Genomic DNA, 15,463 nt, shown 5'->3' on the forward strand with positions numbered 1-15,463 from the left:
CGTTCAGCGCCCGTTCAGCGGCGCACCGGACGTTTCTGCAGTTTGCGCTGCAGGGTACGGCGGTGCATGCCCAGGGCGCGGGCCGTGGCCGAGATGTTGCCTTCGTGCTCGGTCAGCACGCGCTGGATGTGCTCCCACTGCAAACGATCCACCGACATCGGGTTTTCCGGCACCAGGGTATCGAGATCGGCGTGTTCGGACAGCAAGGCTGCCAGCACGTCGTCGGCGTCGGCCGGTTTGCACAGGTAATTGCAGGCACCGCGCTTGATCGCCTCGACGGCGGTGGCGATGCTCGAATAACCGGTGAGGATCACCACGCGCATTTCCGGGTCCAGTTCCAGCAGCTTGGGCAGCAAGACCAGGCCCGAGTCGCCATCCATTTTCAGGTCCAGCGCGGCGTAATCCGGCAAGTCGGCCTGGGCGATGGTCAGGCCTTCTTCGGCAGAGCCGGCGGTGCTGACGCGAAAACCACGGCGGGCCATGGCGCGGGCCATCACGCGGGTAAAGGTTGCATCGTCGTCGACCAACAGCAAATGCGGCAGTTCTTCGCCTTCAACCTGGATATCGTCACTCATGTTCGTCTCCTCGGGCGACACGGGGCAGGCGCAGCTCGGTGAGCGTGCCGCCTTCCTCATGACTGTAGAGTTTCACTGAGCCGCCGGCGCGTGTCACGCTGGCCTTGCTCAAAAACAGGCCCAGGCCGAAACCTTTGCCCTTGGTGGTAAAAAACGGTTTGCCGATCTGTTCGGCGATGGCCAACGGCACACCGGCACCGTGATCGCGGATGCTGATGGTCAGGTCTTCGGCGTTCCAGTCCAGCGTCACCTGCAGCCCTTCAGGGCACGCATCAGCAGCGTTGTTCAACAAATTCAGCAGCGCCTGGGTCAGGTCCGGTGGCGGTGCCATGCGCGGCACAGTGCCTTGGCCCAGGCGCTGGAAGCGGTAACTGGCTTCCGGGCGCATCAGGTGCCAGCGGTTCAAGGCTTCGTCGAGCCAGTCGGTGACGTCCTGCATCTCCACCGCCAAACGGCGATTGGCCTCGGCGGCGCGCACCAGTTGCTGCAAGGTTTCTTTGCACAGCTTGACCTGATCCTGCAGCACGCTCAAATCGTCCTGCAACAACGGGTCGTGATGATCCTGCCGCATTTCCTTGAGCAACACGCTCATGGTCGCCAGCGGCGTGCCCAATTCATGCGCCGCGCCGGCGGCTTGCGTCGCTACCGCCAGCAATTGCTGGTCACGCAGACCTTCTTCACGCCGAATCGCCCGCAGCTCTTCCTGACGGCGCAGCTCTTCGGCCATGCGCGCGGCGAAAAACGTAATGACCGCCGCCGCCAGTGCGAAACTCAGCCACATCCCGTAGACCTGCAGGTTCTCCCGGGCGATCGGGAAGGTTTGCAGCGGATAGAACCGCGCGAGCAGCAAGGTGTACATCGTCAACGCGATACCCGACAAAATTACCGAATAGCGCCATGGCAACGTCACCGCGGCGATGGTCAGCGGCACCAGGTAATACGAGACGAACGGGTTGGTCGAGCCCCCGGAGAAATACAGCAGGGCACTGTGGATAAACAGGTCGCAGGCCAGTTGCAGCGCATATTCCAGCTCGGTGACCGGCCACGTCGTGCGCAGCCGAACCGCGGTGAATGCGCACAACAGCGTCGAGCAACCGAGGGTCATGGCCAGTTGCACCCAGGGCAGCGGCAGCAGTTCGAGCCAATAGGCCAACCCGACGGAACCGGCCTGAGCGGCGAGCACTAACGTGCGGATGAACGTCAACCGCCAGAGGTTCTGGCGAGTGGCAGAAGTGATTTGAACGGGGGCGAGCATGAGCTCTCCTGATGAGCGCTCCAGGCGGATCGCACGGAGTATAACCAAGCACGGGGGCTGACAGGCAAAAGTGCGGCAAACGGCCACATGGCAGAAAGATCTGCGGCGTCTATAAGGCCGCTATCGCGAGCACGCTCGCTCCCACCTTGAAATGCATTCCCCTGTGGGAGCGTGGCTTGCCCGCGATTGACCGCGCAGCGGTCACCTGTCGCTATCTGTATAGAAGTTGTAACTGTGCGAACCGGATCATTAAAGCTAGAGTCTGATGGTTTCACGCAGGCTCGGACCTGACACCTGCGCATCGCCCAAGGAGCTTTCATGCACACATTTCGCCGCAGCGCCGCCCTCCTCGCCCTGAGTGCCGGCACCCTCGCCAGCCTCCCGACCCTGGCCGCCGACGAGCTGCATTACAACCAGATTTCCCTGCGCGCCGAAGTCAGCCAGGAAGTGGCCCGCGACCTGATGATCGTGACCCTTTACACCGAAGACCAAAACACCGACCCGGCCAAACTCGCCGCCGACGTCAGCACCACCATGAACAAAGCGCTGGCCCAGGCCAAACAGGTCAAAGACATCACCCTGCGCCAGGGCAGCCGCAACAGCTACCCGATCTACGACACCAAGGGCCAGAAAATCACCGGCTGGCGTGAACGCGCTGAACTGCGCCTGGAAAGCTCCGACTTCGCCGCCCTGTCGAAACTGACCGGCGAACTGCTCAGCGACCTGAAAATGGGCGGCATGGACTTCGCCATCGCCACGCCGACGCGCAAGGCCAGCGAAGACGCACTGCTTAAAGAAGCCGTGACCGCCTTCAAGGCTCGCGCGCAACTGGCGACCGATGCGCTGGGTGGCAAGAGCTACAAGATCGTCAGCCTGAACCTGAACAGCAACGGTTATCCACAGCCGTACATGCGCGGCCCGATGATGATGAAAGCGGCCGCGATGGATGCCGCACCGGTGACACCGGATGTTGAGGCGGGCACCAGTCAGGTCAGCATGACGGCGGATGGCGCGATTGAAGTGTTGATGCCTTGATTTGATAAGACGTACATAAAAACGGCGATCACTGGAGTGAACGCCGTTTTTTGTTGCCTGCGAGAAGTCTGGTTGAATCCTTCAGGTTATATGGTGACTGGCCCAGCATGATGATCTGCTGAATCGCCAACACCGTATTACGCTGCGGGCCGATCAGGTTCGCGGCGAAATCACTGGTCATGACACTGGCGGAGGCCAGTGATTCGCAGGCTTGGGCCAGCAGGCTTTCGGTGTCCATGTTCGGGGCGATCATGTACATCGTGCTGGGACGGCGGGGTTTTTCGGTGTATTGGGATGGGGAATCGAGGTAGTAGTCGAGGGCGCGTTTTATGGCTTCGTGGTCTTTGAGTAGCGTTTCGGCGCGTATGTCTTCGGCTTCGGTTTCGGGGGTGATGGGTGGATCAGGGATTAACTTATCCATGGAAACTCCTACTGGTAACGGGAGCCTTCCCTTCGCCGGATCTCAAGCGGCAAAGAGGTGGCAGCTATGTGCAGAGTGAGATCACCGGTAGTAGGCACCCGGCCAGACCGAAGTCTGCCCGCACACAGCCGCCATAACGCATTTATAGGCAGCAGATAAGCTGGCGCCAATTATGGTGGCATTGGCGCTAGATGAATACTAATAGCCGGGGATCTCACACCCGGTCGCTGATTTTGCAGCGACAGCCAGAGGTTAGAGACAAGGCTTCCTACCCGACAACCTGAAAAATGCGTGGGAAAGCGCTGTGTTTTTTACACATCTTTCAACACGCAAAAATGGAACGCAGAGCGTCCCTGGCGGCATTCCCACGCAGGAGCGTGGGAACGATCAGTCGGCGTACACCCGCCGCTTCTCACCACTCAACAGGCCGAGCGTTAGCTCGCCTGCAGCTTTTGATCTTGATTCACCCGCCCCCTCGGGAGGCTGAGTGGAGGTGTGCATCCGGGGAATGGCGCGCAGCGCCGTTCGACGCAGTCGAACACGCTGCATGTAGGTCGTCGCGCAGCAGACCGGAGGGCAGTGTCCCCGGATGGATACCGGAACGAAGGAACGCCGAGCCTAAGCGAGGGGCCGGACGCTCGGGGCGAGCCTTTTTTGCTTACTTTTTTTGGCGTTTGAAAAAAAGTGAGTCGCCGTAAGGGCGAAACCCTAAGTGGCCGTTACCGCAGAAATGGATATGTACACCAAGGCAGAGAATGGTCGGCTGTCAGGACGCCATCGCGAGCAAGCTCGCTCCCACAGTTTAATCCGCGTACATCCATGACAATTGCGGCGCTACCGATAAAAACCACGGTTGCACCCAGTACCACCCATAAACACTCGGCCCACGACCGTGCGCCAACTGTCGCCAAAAATGTACTGATTAGACCAACAACCAAGATGTTCACTGACAAACACCTGCCAGTCAAACTGCACCCACCCCCACAACAAACCCGTTAAACAACAAATACCTACCACACGGTCCCAAACTCAACAGCCCCCACGCCCGGCGCAAAATATTCTCAATCCCAAAAAGCCACCCACCCAACCCATTCACCCCCCAAAACGTGGGTATAAATAAGTAACACCACGCTCCAACCGGGTGCGCAAGCCCCGCCAATCGCCCCGCCGCGGTGCGCCGGTTGCACCGAAAAAAACCTGCGCAAACGGTCAAATGCGCCTGAATTTATACAAATGCGACATTAAGGTACGTACGTGCCACTGTTTAACGCCTGTGGTCGCTCTGGATCTTGCATTGGGTACGGCCCCTGCATAAGTATCCGCAGGTCGACTCACGAGGTCGTCCTCTAATTCCAAAAATGACAACAATCATGAGGCCACCATGCTTAAACACGCGGTCATTCCGTTTTTAGTCGGCGCCAGCTTGTTAGCTAGCGCACCCTTCGCCCAAGCCGCGACTAACCTGGTGTTCTGCTCCGAAGGGAGCCCGGCCGGTTTCGATCCAGGTCAATACACCACCGGAACCGACTTCGACGCCTCTGCAGAAACCATGTTCAACCGCCTGACCCAGTTCGAGCGCGGCGGCACCGCCGTGATTCCTGGCCTGGCGACCAGCTGGGACATTTCCCCGGACGGCCTGACGTACACCTTCCACCTGCGTGACGGCGTCAAGTTCCACACCACCCCGTACTTCAAGCCGACTCGTGAGTTCAACGCCGACGACGTGCTGTTCACCTTTAATCGCATGATTAACAAGGATGACCCGTTCCGTAAGGCGTACCCGACTGAATTCCCGTACTTCACCGACATGGGGATGGACACCAACATCACCAAGATCGATAAAGTCGACGACAAAACCGTCAAGTTCACCCTGAAAGAAGTCGACGCCGCGTTCATCCAGAACATGGCCATGAGTTTCGCGTCCGTCCAGTCCGCCGAGTACGCCGCGCAGCTGCTGAAAGAAGGCAAAGCCGCCGACATCAACCAGAAGCCGGTCGGCACGGGTCCGTTCGTGTTCAAGAGCTACCAGAAAGACTCCAACATCCGCTACACCGGGAACAAGGACTACTGGAAGCCTGACGACGTCAAGATCGACAACCTGATCTTCGCCATCACCACCGACCCGTCGGTGCGTATCCAGAAGCTGAAGAAGGGCGAGTGCCAGATCACTCTGTTCCCACGTCCAGCCGACTTGAAGGCGCTCAAAGAAGACAAGACCCTGAAAGTACCTGATCAGGCCGGTTTCAACCTGGGTTACATCGCCTACAACGTGATGGACAAGATCAAGGGCAGCGACGAGCCGAACCCGATGGCCCAACTGAAAGTGCGTCAGGCACTGGACATGGCCGTCAACAAGCAGCAGATCATCGACTCGGTTTACCAGGGCGCAGGCCAACTGGCCGTCAACGCCATGCCGCCAACCCAGTGGTCTTACGACACCACCATCAAAGATGCTCCGTACAACCCTGAGAAAGCCAAAGAGCTGCTCAAGGAAGCCGGCATCAAGGAAGGTACCGAGATCAACCTGTGGGCGATGCCGGTACAGCGTCCTTACAACCCGAACGCCAAACTGATGGCTGAAATGCTGCAGTCCGACTGGGCCAAGATCGGCATCAAAGCCAAGATCGTGACCTACGAGTGGGGCGAGTACATCAAGCGCTCCAAAGGCGGCGAAAACGGCGCGATGCTGATTGGCTGGAGCGGCGACAACGGTGACCCGGACAACTGGCTGAACGTGTTGTTCGGCTGCGACTCGCTGCAAGGCAACAACTTCTCCAAGTGGTGCGACAAGAAGTTCGACGGCATCGTTAAAGAAGCCAAGCGCACAACCGACCAGGCCAAGCGCACCGAACTGTACAAACAGGCGCAACACGTCCTCAAAGATGCAGTTCCAATGACACCTATCGCTCACTCGACGGTGTTCCAACCAATGCGCAACGAAGTGAAGGATTTCAAGATCAGCCCGTTTGGCTTGAACTCCTTCTACGGCGTCAGCGTCAGCAAATAAGGTTTTGCAACGGCGACGTTTTTGACGTCGCCGTTGCTTTATCTGCCGAGAAAGCAGGAAAACTCTTACATCCGTTTCCTCCGCGTACTACGGCGGTGGAGTCGGACGCGTTGCCATTTCCTACGAGTCTTTAGGACTCTACGCATTTACTGCCAGATCCACGGCTCATACCGTCGGGTTCTGACCAGCTCATGCGTGGGCTCTCGGTTATTGCTGAAAGGCATGGTTTGAAGTCAGTGATCCTCCACGTCCCAGGACGGGACGGCGGCTCATTGTCAAAACACTCGTGATTACAAGAGGGAGCGTCATGCGCCATTCCTTGGTTTTATCCGCATTACTGGGCACCGGCCTGTTGGCCGCCACATCCATCCAGGCCGCCAATAACAGCCTGGTGTTCTGCTCTGAAGGCAGCCCCGCCGGTTTCGACACGGCGCAGTACACCACTGCGACCGATAACGACGCCGCCGAGCCGCTGTACAACCGTTTGGCAGAGTTTGAAAAAGGCGCGACCAATGTCGTACCGGGCCTGGCCACTCGTTGGGATATTTCCGAAGACGGCCTCAAGTACACCTTTCACCTGCGCGAAGGGGTGAAGTTTCATACCACGCCCTACTTCACGCCGACCCGCGACTTCAATGCCGATGACGTGCTGTTCACGTTTAATCGCATGCTCGACCCGCAACACCCTTTCCGTAAGGCTTATCCGACCGAGTTCCCGTATTTCAACGGGATGAGCCTGAACAAGAACATCGCCAAGGTCGAAAAGACCGGGCCGCTGACCGTGGTCATGACGCTCAACAGCGTCGACGCCGCGTTCATCCAGAACATCGCCATGAGCTTCGCCGCCATCCTGTCCGCCGAATACGCCGACAAGTTGCTGGCCGTTGGCAAACCGAGCGACATCAACCAGAAGCCGATCGGCACTGGCCCGTTTGTGTTCAAGAGTTACCAGAAAGACTCCAACATCCGTTACACCGGCAACAAGCAGTACTGGGACCCGAGCCGGGTCAAGCTCGACAACCTGATTTTCGCCATCAACACCGACGCCTCGGTGCGGGTGCAGAAACTCAAGGCCAACGAATGCCAGATCACCCTGCACCCTCGCCCTGCCGACGTGACCGCGCTGAAGCACGATGAAAAACTCAAGCTCATCGAGAAGCCAGGTTTCAACCTCGGTTACATCGCCTACAACGTTCGGCACAAGCCTTTCGACCAGCTCGAAGTGCGACAGGCGCTGGACATGGCGGTGAACAAGCAAAGCATTCTCAACGCCGTCTACCAGGGTGCCGGGCAGTTGGCCGTCAATGCCATGCCGCCGACCCAATGGTCGTACGACGAAACGATCAAAGACGCCGCCTACAACCCGGAAAAAGCCAGGGAATTGCTCAAGGCTGCCGGCGTGAAGGAAGGCACTGAAATCACCCTGTGGGCGATGCCCGTTCAACGCCCTTACAACCCGAACGCCAAGTTGATGGCCGAAATGCTCCAGGCTGACTGGGCAAAAATCGGCCTCAAAGTGAAGATCGTCAGCTATGAATGGGGCGAGTACATCAAGCGCACCAAGAATGGCGAGCACGACATCAGCCTGATCGGCTGGACCGGGGACAATGGGGACCCGGACAACTGGCTCGGCACGCTTTACAGCTGCGACGCCATTGGCGGCAACAACTACTCCATGTGGTGTGATCCGGCTTACGACAAGCTGGTCAAGCAGGCCAAGGTCGTCACCGACCGCGACCAACGCACCATCCTGTACAAACAGGCGCAGCAGTACCTCAAGCAGCAGGTGCCAATCACGCCAGTCGCCCACTCGACGGTCAACCAGCCGTTAAGCGCCAAAGTCGAAGGGTTCAAAGTCAGCCCCTTCGGCCGCAACGTGTTCTCGGGCGTCAGTATCGACCAATAACCGATTAGCCAGAACGCTGGGGGCGTATTACGCCCTCACGCAAGCGTGTTGCCGTAATTCGCCAATCCGGCCTTCAGCAAACGTTTGCGATGCCTTGAATGTGTTCAAAACCAATAGCCGGATCACCAATAAGACCGGCATTAAAAAAAAGAAAGTAAGGAGCTTCACCCATGAAACTGAGCAGCACCGCGTTATTGGCCTTGGCCATCAGCAGCGTAACCGCCTCGGCGTACGCAGAAACCCAGAGCCAGGCATTCACCCCGGTGACGGTTAACACCAAAAGTGCACAAGCTGATGCAACTGGCTTCGTCGAAGGTCAATCCATCTCCGGCACCACGCGCAACTGGTACGCCAACGAACAACTGAAACGTGGCGGCAAGTTCACTTACCGCAAAGACGGTGTAGCCACCCCCACTGATCGTCGTATCAACTGGGTTCAAGGCACCATCGTCAAGTACAACTCCGGTTTCACCGAAGGCACTGTAGGTTTCAGCACCGAAGTGGCCGCCTACAACGCTGTTGCTCTGGAGCGCGATCGCGAGAACCTGGCCTCCAACAACGGTGGCGCACCGGGCTCCCGCCCAGGCGCGGGCAACAACCGTACCCTGACCAAAGAAGGCGGCGACGCTCAAGGTCAGTGGAGCAAGCTGGGCCTGGCCAACGTCAAGGCTCGCATCTCCAACACCACCCTGACCGCCGGCCGCATGAACTTCAGCAGCCCGCAGGTCGATGTGATCGGCAACCGTGCCCTGCCTTCGAGCTTCCAGGGCGTCGCGGTCCACAGCGAAGAACTGAACAACCTGGCTTTCGACCTGGGAACCTTTGACCGCGTTTCGCCGCGTACTGAAGAAAGCCTCAGCAAGTTCCGCTCCGAATATCAAAACATTACGGCTGAGACCGATCACGTTAATACGGCCGGCCTCACCTATACCCCTTTCGCCAGCCTGACCACCAGCCTGTGGGCGACCCAGGCCGAAGACTTCTGGAACCAGTACTACTTCGGCGCCAGCCACGTGTTGGGTGACAGTTCGGTACTGAGCCTGACCACCGGCCTGAACTACTACAAGACCGTCGACGAAGGTAAGAGACTGCTGGGCGAAATCGACAACCAGGCCGGCTCCCTGTCGTTTGGCCTGACTCACCAGGCTCACACCCTGACCTTCTCGTACCAGGAAATTAACGGTAACGAGTACTTCGACTACCTGCACGAAACCAACGGCATCTACCTGGCCAACTCCCTGCTGTCGGACTTCAACGGCCCGAACGAGAAATCCTTCCAGATCGCCTACGGCCTGAACATGGCTGAATACGGCGTGCCAGGCCTGAAGTTCAACATCTACCAGGCGCGTGGCTGGGGCATCGACGGTACTCACTACACCGGTACCGCCTATGACGTGAAAAACATGGACGGCGAGACCCACTACGAATACGGCATCGGTTCTACGTACGCCATTCAGAGCGGCCCACTCAAGGCCACCACTGTTCGCGCGACCTACACCGCTCACCGTGCCAGCGAAAACCAGGGTGATGGCAGCATCAACGAGTTCCGTCTCGTGACGACCATTCCGTTCAACATCCTGTAATGCACCTGCCCAACCGCTGATTCAGTGACGAATCAGCGGTTGGGCATTAGTCCTTTAACTGATTGCAGAGGGTTCTTGATGAAAATGCTTCCCCTACGTGCGGCCATCGCTGCCGCGTTGCTGAGTGTCGCTGTTGGCGTCGCTGCCAAACCCCTGGTGGTCTGCACCGAAGCCAGTCCGGAAGGCTTCGATATGGTCCAGTACACGACTGCAGTCACAGCCGACGCCGTGGCTGAAACCATCTTCAACCGTCTGGCGGACTTCAAGCCGGGCACCACTGAAGTGATTCCGGCACTGGCCGATTCCTGGGACATCAGCGAAGACGGTCTGAGCTACACGTTCCACCTGCGCAAAGGCGTCAAGTTTCACACCACCGATTACTTCAAGCCGACGCGCGACATGAACGCCGACGACGTGGTCTGGAGCTTCCAGCGTCAGCTGGACCCGAACCACCCATGGCACAAACTGTCGAGCGTGGGCTTCCCGTACTTTGAAAGCATGGGCTTCAAGGAACTGCTCAAAAGCGTAGAGAAAGTCGACGACAACACGGTCAAGTTCACCCTGACCCGTCGTGAAGCGCCGTTCCTGGCCGACATCGCCATGGCCTTCTCCTCGATCTACTCCGCCGAATACGCCGACCAGTTGCTCAAGGCGAACAAGGCCGGCGACCTGAACAACAAGCCAGTCGGTACCGGCCCGTTCGTTTTCCAGCGCTACAACAAAGATGCCCAGGTTCGCTTCAAGGCCAACCCGGACTACTTCCGTGGCAAGCCACCCGCTGATGCGCTGATCCTGGCCATCGCCACCGACAACAACGTGCGCCTGCAAAAGCTCAAGGCTAACGAGTGCCAGGTTGCGCTGTATCCGAAACCGGATGACATCCCGAGCATCAAAAAAGACGAAAAACTGAAAGTCGATGAAATGAACGCGATGACCGTTTCGTACATCGCCATGAACACCTCGCACAAATACATGAGCGATGTGCGCGTGCGCAAAGCCATCGACATCGCGTTCGACAAGGCGGCCTATGTCAACGCGCTGTTCGGCAAAGGCAATGCGACTGTCGCGGTCAACCCGTACCCGGACACCCTGCTGGGCTACAACCACAAGCTGACCAACCCGCCGCGTGACCTGGACAAGGCCCGCGCCTTGCTCAAGGAAGCAGGCGTACCGGAAGGCACAACGTTTACACTGTTCACCCGTAACGGCGGCGGGCCGACCAACCCGAACCCGATGCTGGGCGCGCAGATGATGCAGGCTGACCTGGCCAAGGTCGGCATCAAGATCGACATTCGCGTCATGGAATGGGGCGAAATGCTCAAACGTGCGAAAAACGGCGAGCACGACATGGTTTCCGCCGGATGGGCGGGTGATAACGGCGATCCGGATAACTTCCTGACGCCTATGCTGAGTTGCGAAGCAGCCAAGAACGGCGAAAACTACGCGCGCTGGTGCAACGAGAAATTCCAGACGCTGATCGATGAAGCCCGAGCTAAAGTGAACCCGACGGAACGTGCGGCGCTCTACGAGCAAGCCCAGGAGGTTTTCAATCAGGACCAGCCATGGATCAGCATGGCGCACACCCGTATGTTTACTGCAATGCGCAACAACGTAGAGGGCTATCACATTAGCCCGCTTACCACGAATAACTTCGCCACCACCCAGGTGAAGTAAATAAGAAAACTCCCGGTGTCCCTGACTCCAGGGACACCAGGCACGCCTAACCGGCTGATGAGGTACACCACAAGATGTTTAGTTTTATTGCCCGCCGATTGGGGTTATTGATCCCCACGTTCTTCGGCATCACCTTGCTGACTTTCGCGTTGATTCGCATGATTCCAGGCGACCCCGTGGAAGTAATGATGGGCGAACGCCGAGTCGACCCCGAAATGCATGCTCAGGCAATGGAACGCCTTGGTCTGAACAAACCGCTGTATGCCCAATACCTGGACTACGTCGGCAAACTGGCTCACGGCGACCTCGGCGAATCGCTGCGTACCCGTGAAAGCGTCTGGAGCGAATTCACCTCTCTATTCCCTGCGACCCTGGAACTGTCCATGGCCGCCCTGCTGTTCGCCGGCATCCTGGGCCTCCTGGCCGGGGTGATCGCGGCACTCAAGCGAGGATCCCTGTTCGACCATGGGGTGATGGGCATCTCCCTGGCGGGATATTCGATGCCGATCTTCTGGTGGGGCCTGATCCTGATCATGTTTTTCTCGGTGAGCCTGGGCTGGACCCCGGTATCCGGGCGGATCGACCTGCTCTATGACATCGAGCCGCGCACCGGCTTCATGCTCATCGACACACTGCTGGCCGATGACGTCGGTGCGTTCTTCGATGCCCTGCATCACCTGATCCTGCCGGCCATCGTGCTGGGTACCATCCCGCTGGCCGTTATTGCGCGGATGACCCGTTCTTCGATGCTCGAAGTACTGCGTGAAGACTACATCCGTACCGCCCGCGCCAAAGGCCTGTCGCCTTCTCGCGTGGTGTTCGTGCACGGTCTGCGCAACGCGCTGATTCCGGTCCTGACCGTGGTCGGCCTGCAAGTCGGCACATTGCTGGCCGGTGCGGTCCTGACCGAAACCATCTTCTCGTGGCCCGGCATCGGTAAATGGCTGATCGAAGCCATTGGCGCCCGAGACTATCCAGTCGTGCAAAACGGCATCCTGTTAATCGCCTGCCTGGTGATTCTGGTCAACTTCGTGGTGGACATCCTCTACGGCTTTGCCAACCCACGCATCCGTCACCAGCGCTGAGATCATGACCATGACCACTCCAGCTACAACGCAAAATCAAGCGGTAACAGTCGATCAAAGCCTGCTGTATCCGTCCCCGTACAAAGAATTCTGGCACGCGTTTTCCCGCAACAAGGGCGCCGTCGCCGGCCTGATGTTCATGATCCTGGTGATTTTCTGCGCGATCTTCGCGCCGTGGGTTGCCCCGCATAACCCGAGCGAGCAATACCGTGACTTCCTGCTGACCCCGCCAGCCTGGCTGGAAGGTGGGCAGATCCAGTTCCTGCTCGGCACCGATGAACTGGGTCGCGACCTGCTGTCGCGCCTGATCACCGGTTCGCGTCTGTCGTTGATGATCGGTTTGTCGTCGGTGGTGATGTCGCTGATTCCGGGGATCCTGCTGGGCCTGTTCGCCGGTTTCTTCCCGCGCTTGCTCGGCCCGACCATCATGCGTCTGATGGACATCATGCTGGCCCTGCCGTCCCTGCTGCTGGCCGTGGCGATTGTCGCCATCCTCGGCCCTGGCCTGATCAACACCGTGATCGCCATCGCCGTGGTGTCCCTGCCGTCCTATGTTCGTCTGACCCGCGCTGCGGTGATGGGCGAACTGAACCGCGACTACGTGACCGCTGCGCGCCTGGCCGGTGCCACGCTGCCCCGCCTGATGTTCATCACCGTGCTGCCTAACTGCATGGCGCCGCTGATCGTTCAGGCGACCTTGAGCTTCTCCTCGGCGATTCTCGATGCCGCCGCATTGGGCTTCCTCGGCCTTGGCGTACAACCGCCAACCCCTGAGTGGGGCACCATGCTGGCCTCGGCCCGCGACTACATCGAACGCGCCTGGTGGGTAGTCAGCCTGCCTGGTTTGACCATTTTGCTCAGCGTGCTGGCAATCAACTTGATGGGCGACGGCCTGCGCGATGCGCTGGACCCGAAACTCAAGAACGCCGCCTGAGGAGATTCAAATGTCACTGTTAGAAATCAAGAATCTCAACGTTCGCTTCGGCGACAAGAACGCCGTTCCGGTGGTCGACGGGCTCGACATCACCGTGGAAAAAGGCGAAGTCCTGGCCATCGTTGGCGAATCGGGTTCCGGCAAGTCCGTGACCATGATGGCGCTGATGGGGCTGATCGAGCATCCAGGGATCGTCACTGCCGACGCCCTGAATTTCGACGGCAAGAACATGCTCAAGCTGAGCAACCGTCAGCGTCGACAAATCGTCGGTAAAGACCTGGCCATGGTCTTCCAGGACCCGATGACCGCGCTGAACCCGAGCTACACCGTCGGTTTCCAGATCGAGGAAGTGCTGCGCCTGCACCTGAAAATGTCCGGCAAACAAGCGCGCAAGCGTGCCATCGAACTATTGGAAAAAGTCGAAATCCCGGGCGCTGCAAGCCGTATGGACGCCTACCCGCACCAACTGTCCGGCGGTATGAGCCAGCGTGTTGCGATCGCCATGGCGATTGCCGGCGAACCGAAACTGCTGATCGCTGACGAACCGACCACGGCACTCGACGTAACGATTCAGGCGCAGATCATGGACCTGCTGCTGGCGTTGCAGAAAGAGCAGAACATGGGCCTGGTGCTGATCACTCACGACCTCGCGGTCGTGGCTGAAACCGCCCAGCGTGTGTGCGTGATGTACGCGGGCCAGGCGGTTGAAGTCGGCCAGGTGCCGCAGCTGTTCGACATTCCGGCGCACCCGTACAGCGAGGCGTTGCTCAAGGCAATTCCGGAACACAGCCTGGGCGCCACACGCCTGTCGACCCTGCCGGGTATCGTTCCCGGCCGCTACGACCGTCCGCAGGGTTGCCTGCTGTCACCGCGTTGCCCGTATGTGCAAGACAGCTGCCGCGCCACGCGCCCGGCCCTGGACCCGAAAAGCCACAGCCTCGCCCGCTGCTTCTACCCGCTTAATCAGGAGGTGGCGTAATGGCCGTCGTACTTACCGCCCGCGACCTGACCCGTCACTACGAAGTGTCTCGCGGCCTGTTCAAGGGCCATGCGACCGTGCGCGCCCTCAACGGCGTGTCGTTTGAACTGCACGCCGGCAAGACCCTCGCCGTGGTTGGTGAATCGGGCTGCGGCAAATCCACCCTGGCCCGTGCGTTGACCCTGATCGAAGAGCCGTCCTCCGGCTCCTTGAAAATCGCCGGCCAGGAAGTCGCCGGTGCCGACAAGGCCCAGCGCAAGCAACTGCGCAAAGACGTGCAGATGGTGTTCCAGAGCCCGTACGCCTCGCTCAACCCAAGGCAGAAAGTCGGTGACCAGCTCGGCGAACCGCTGCTGATCAACACCAACCTGTCGGCGGCCGAACGTCGCGAAAAAGTCCAGGCCATGATGAAGCAGGTGGGCTTGCGTCCCGAGCACTACCAGCGTTATCCGCACATGTTCTCCGGCGGTCAGCGCCAGCGGATCGCCTTGGCCCGCGCGATGATGCTGCAGCCTAAAGTGCTGGTAGCGGACGAACCGACTTCGGCGCTGGACGTGTCGATTCAGGCGCAGGTACTGAACCTGTTCATGGACTTGCAGCAAGAGTTCAACACTGCCTACGTGTTCATCTCCCACAACCTGGCCGTGGTGCAACACGTTGCCGATGACGTGATGGTGATGTACCTCGGTCGCCCGGTGGAAATGGGTCCGAAGAACGACATCTACGAGCGTCCGCTGCACCCTTACACCCAGGCGCTGTTGTCGGCCACACCGACGATTCACCCGGACCCGAACAAGCCGAAAATCAAGATCGTCGGCGAGTTGCCTAACCCGTTGAACCCGCCGTCGGGTTGCGCTTTCCACAAGCGCTGCCCATACGCCACCGAGCGCTGCAGTACCGAAGAGCCAGCCCTGCGCCCTCTCGATAACCGCCAAGTGGCTTGCCACTACGCCGAGCAATTCCTCGACGGCGCGGCATAACAATGTGGGAGCAGATTTGCTCCCACAGC

The 15,463-nt window shown here is 59.0% G+C and carries 12 protein-coding genes; 9 read left to right on the forward strand and 3 right to left on the reverse strand.

The window, feature by feature from the left end:
* Positions 1 to 14: 14 nt before the first annotated feature.
* Positions 15 to 575, reverse strand: coding sequence for a response regulator transcription factor (locus J2X66_RS10850; RefSeq protein WP_027924503.1), 561 nt, complete (start codon positions 573 to 575; stop codon positions 15 to 17).
* A complete protein-coding gene (locus J2X66_RS10855; protein WP_310263952.1) occupies positions 568 to 1,830 on the reverse strand; it encodes an ATP-binding protein in 1,263 nt (420 codons plus the stop codon). Before J2X66_RS10855 ends, J2X66_RS10850 begins: the two co-directional genes overlap by 8 nt.
* A 318-nt stretch (positions 1,831 to 2,148) precedes the next feature.
* Here J2X66_RS10855 and J2X66_RS10860 point away from each other — a divergent pair, with 318 nt between their 5' ends.
* Positions 2,149 to 2,865, forward strand: coding sequence for an SIMPL domain-containing protein (locus J2X66_RS10860; RefSeq protein WP_310263954.1), 717 nt, complete (start codon positions 2,149 to 2,151; stop codon positions 2,863 to 2,865).
* A 28-nt stretch (positions 2,866 to 2,893) separates the two neighbouring features.
* On the opposite strand, the gene J2X66_RS10865 is transcribed toward J2X66_RS10860, so the two are convergent.
* Positions 2,894 to 3,286 (reverse strand): DUF6124 family protein, encoded by a 393-nt coding sequence (locus J2X66_RS10865; RefSeq protein WP_310263957.1) that lies wholly within the window; start codon positions 3,284 to 3,286, stop codon positions 2,894 to 2,896.
* A 1,381-nt stretch (positions 3,287 to 4,667) separates the two neighbouring features.
* Between J2X66_RS10865 and J2X66_RS10870 the strand changes: the two genes are divergently transcribed.
* From J2X66_RS10870 to J2X66_RS10905, 8 genes are all read left to right on the forward strand, one after another.
* The gene (locus tag J2X66_RS10870) at positions 4,668 to 6,293 is read left to right on the forward strand and encodes an ABC transporter substrate-binding protein (RefSeq protein WP_310263960.1); all 1,626 of its coding nucleotides are present in this window, start codon (positions 4,668 to 4,670) and stop codon (positions 6,291 to 6,293) included.
* Between the two features lie 307 nt (positions 6,294 to 6,600).
* Positions 6,601 to 8,199 carry an ABC transporter substrate-binding protein gene (locus J2X66_RS10875; RefSeq protein WP_027924497.1) on the forward strand — a complete coding sequence of 533 codons (1,599 nt, stop codon included), beginning with the start codon at positions 6,601 to 6,603 and terminating at the stop codon, positions 8,197 to 8,199.
* A gap of 170 nt (positions 8,200 to 8,369) precedes the next feature.
* The gene (locus J2X66_RS10880; RefSeq protein ID WP_027924496.1) at positions 8,370 to 9,782 is read left to right on the forward strand and encodes an OprD family porin; all 1,413 of its coding nucleotides are present in this window, start codon (positions 8,370 to 8,372) and stop codon (positions 9,780 to 9,782) included.
* Positions 9,783 to 9,860: 78 nt separating this feature from the next.
* Positions 9,861 to 11,456, forward strand: coding sequence for an ABC transporter substrate-binding protein (locus tag J2X66_RS10885; RefSeq protein WP_310263964.1), 1,596 nt, complete (start codon positions 9,861 to 9,863; stop codon positions 11,454 to 11,456).
* Between the two features lie 74 nt (positions 11,457 to 11,530).
* Entirely contained in the window at positions 11,531 to 12,541 is a 1,011-nt protein-coding gene (locus tag J2X66_RS10890) for an ABC transporter permease subunit (protein WP_027924494.1), read from the forward strand.
* 10 nt (positions 12,542 to 12,551) lie between these two features.
* Complete coding sequence (locus J2X66_RS10895) at positions 12,552 to 13,475, forward strand: ABC transporter permease subunit (protein WP_310263967.1); 924 nt, start codon at positions 12,552 to 12,554, stop codon at positions 13,473 to 13,475.
* Between the two features lie 10 nt (positions 13,476 to 13,485).
* Positions 13,486 to 14,454, forward strand: coding sequence for an ABC transporter ATP-binding protein (locus tag J2X66_RS10900; protein WP_027924492.1), 969 nt, complete (start codon positions 13,486 to 13,488; stop codon positions 14,452 to 14,454).
* The gene (locus tag J2X66_RS10905) at positions 14,454 to 15,434 is read left to right on the forward strand and encodes a peptide ABC transporter ATP-binding protein (RefSeq protein WP_059181621.1); all 981 of its coding nucleotides are present in this window, start codon (positions 14,454 to 14,456) and stop codon (positions 15,432 to 15,434) included. The genes J2X66_RS10900 and J2X66_RS10905 overlap by 1 nt, the downstream gene beginning before the upstream one ends.
* Positions 15,435 to 15,463: the final 29 nt, after the last annotated feature.

Origin of the sequence: Pseudomonas sp. 3296 (genome assembly GCF_031456615.1) — a bacterium.
Lineage (GTDB): Bacteria > Pseudomonadota > Gammaproteobacteria > Pseudomonadales > Pseudomonadaceae > Aquipseudomonas > Aquipseudomonas mucoides.

Excerpts from the sequence above, each read along its gene's own strand:
- J2X66_RS10905 (WP_059181621.1), top strand. The coding sequence starts at position 14,454 with ATGGCCGTCGTACTTACCGCCCGCGACCTGACCCGTCACTACGAAGTG.
- J2X66_RS10880 (WP_027924496.1), top strand. The coding sequence starts at position 8,370 with ATGAAACTGAGCAGCACCGCGTTATTGGCCTTGGCCATCAGCAGCGTA.
- J2X66_RS10860 (WP_310263954.1), top strand. The coding sequence starts at position 2,149 with ATGCACACATTTCGCCGCAGCGCCGCCCTCCTCGCCCTGAGTGCCGGC.
- J2X66_RS10850 (WP_027924503.1), bottom strand. The coding sequence starts at position 575 with ATGAGTGACGATATCCAGGTTGAAGGCGAAGAACTGCCGCATTTGCTG.
- J2X66_RS10865 (WP_310263957.1), bottom strand. The coding sequence starts at position 3,286 with ATGGATAAGTTAATCCCTGATCCACCCATCACCCCCGAAACCGAAGCC.
- J2X66_RS10890 (WP_027924494.1), top strand. The coding sequence starts at position 11,531 with ATGTTTAGTTTTATTGCCCGCCGATTGGGGTTATTGATCCCCACGTTC.
- J2X66_RS10895 (WP_310263967.1), top strand. The coding sequence starts at position 12,552 with ATGACCACTCCAGCTACAACGCAAAATCAAGCGGTAACAGTCGATCAA.
- J2X66_RS10855 (WP_310263952.1), bottom strand. The coding sequence starts at position 1,830 with ATGCTCGCCCCCGTTCAAATCACTTCTGCCACTCGCCAGAACCTCTGG.
- J2X66_RS10885 (WP_310263964.1), top strand. The coding sequence starts at position 9,861 with ATGAAAATGCTTCCCCTACGTGCGGCCATCGCTGCCGCGTTGCTGAGT.
- J2X66_RS10875 (WP_027924497.1), top strand. The coding sequence starts at position 6,601 with ATGCGCCATTCCTTGGTTTTATCCGCATTACTGGGCACCGGCCTGTTG.
- J2X66_RS10870 (WP_310263960.1), top strand. The coding sequence starts at position 4,668 with ATGCTTAAACACGCGGTCATTCCGTTTTTAGTCGGCGCCAGCTTGTTA.
- J2X66_RS10900 (WP_027924492.1), top strand. The coding sequence starts at position 13,486 with ATGTCACTGTTAGAAATCAAGAATCTCAACGTTCGCTTCGGCGACAAG.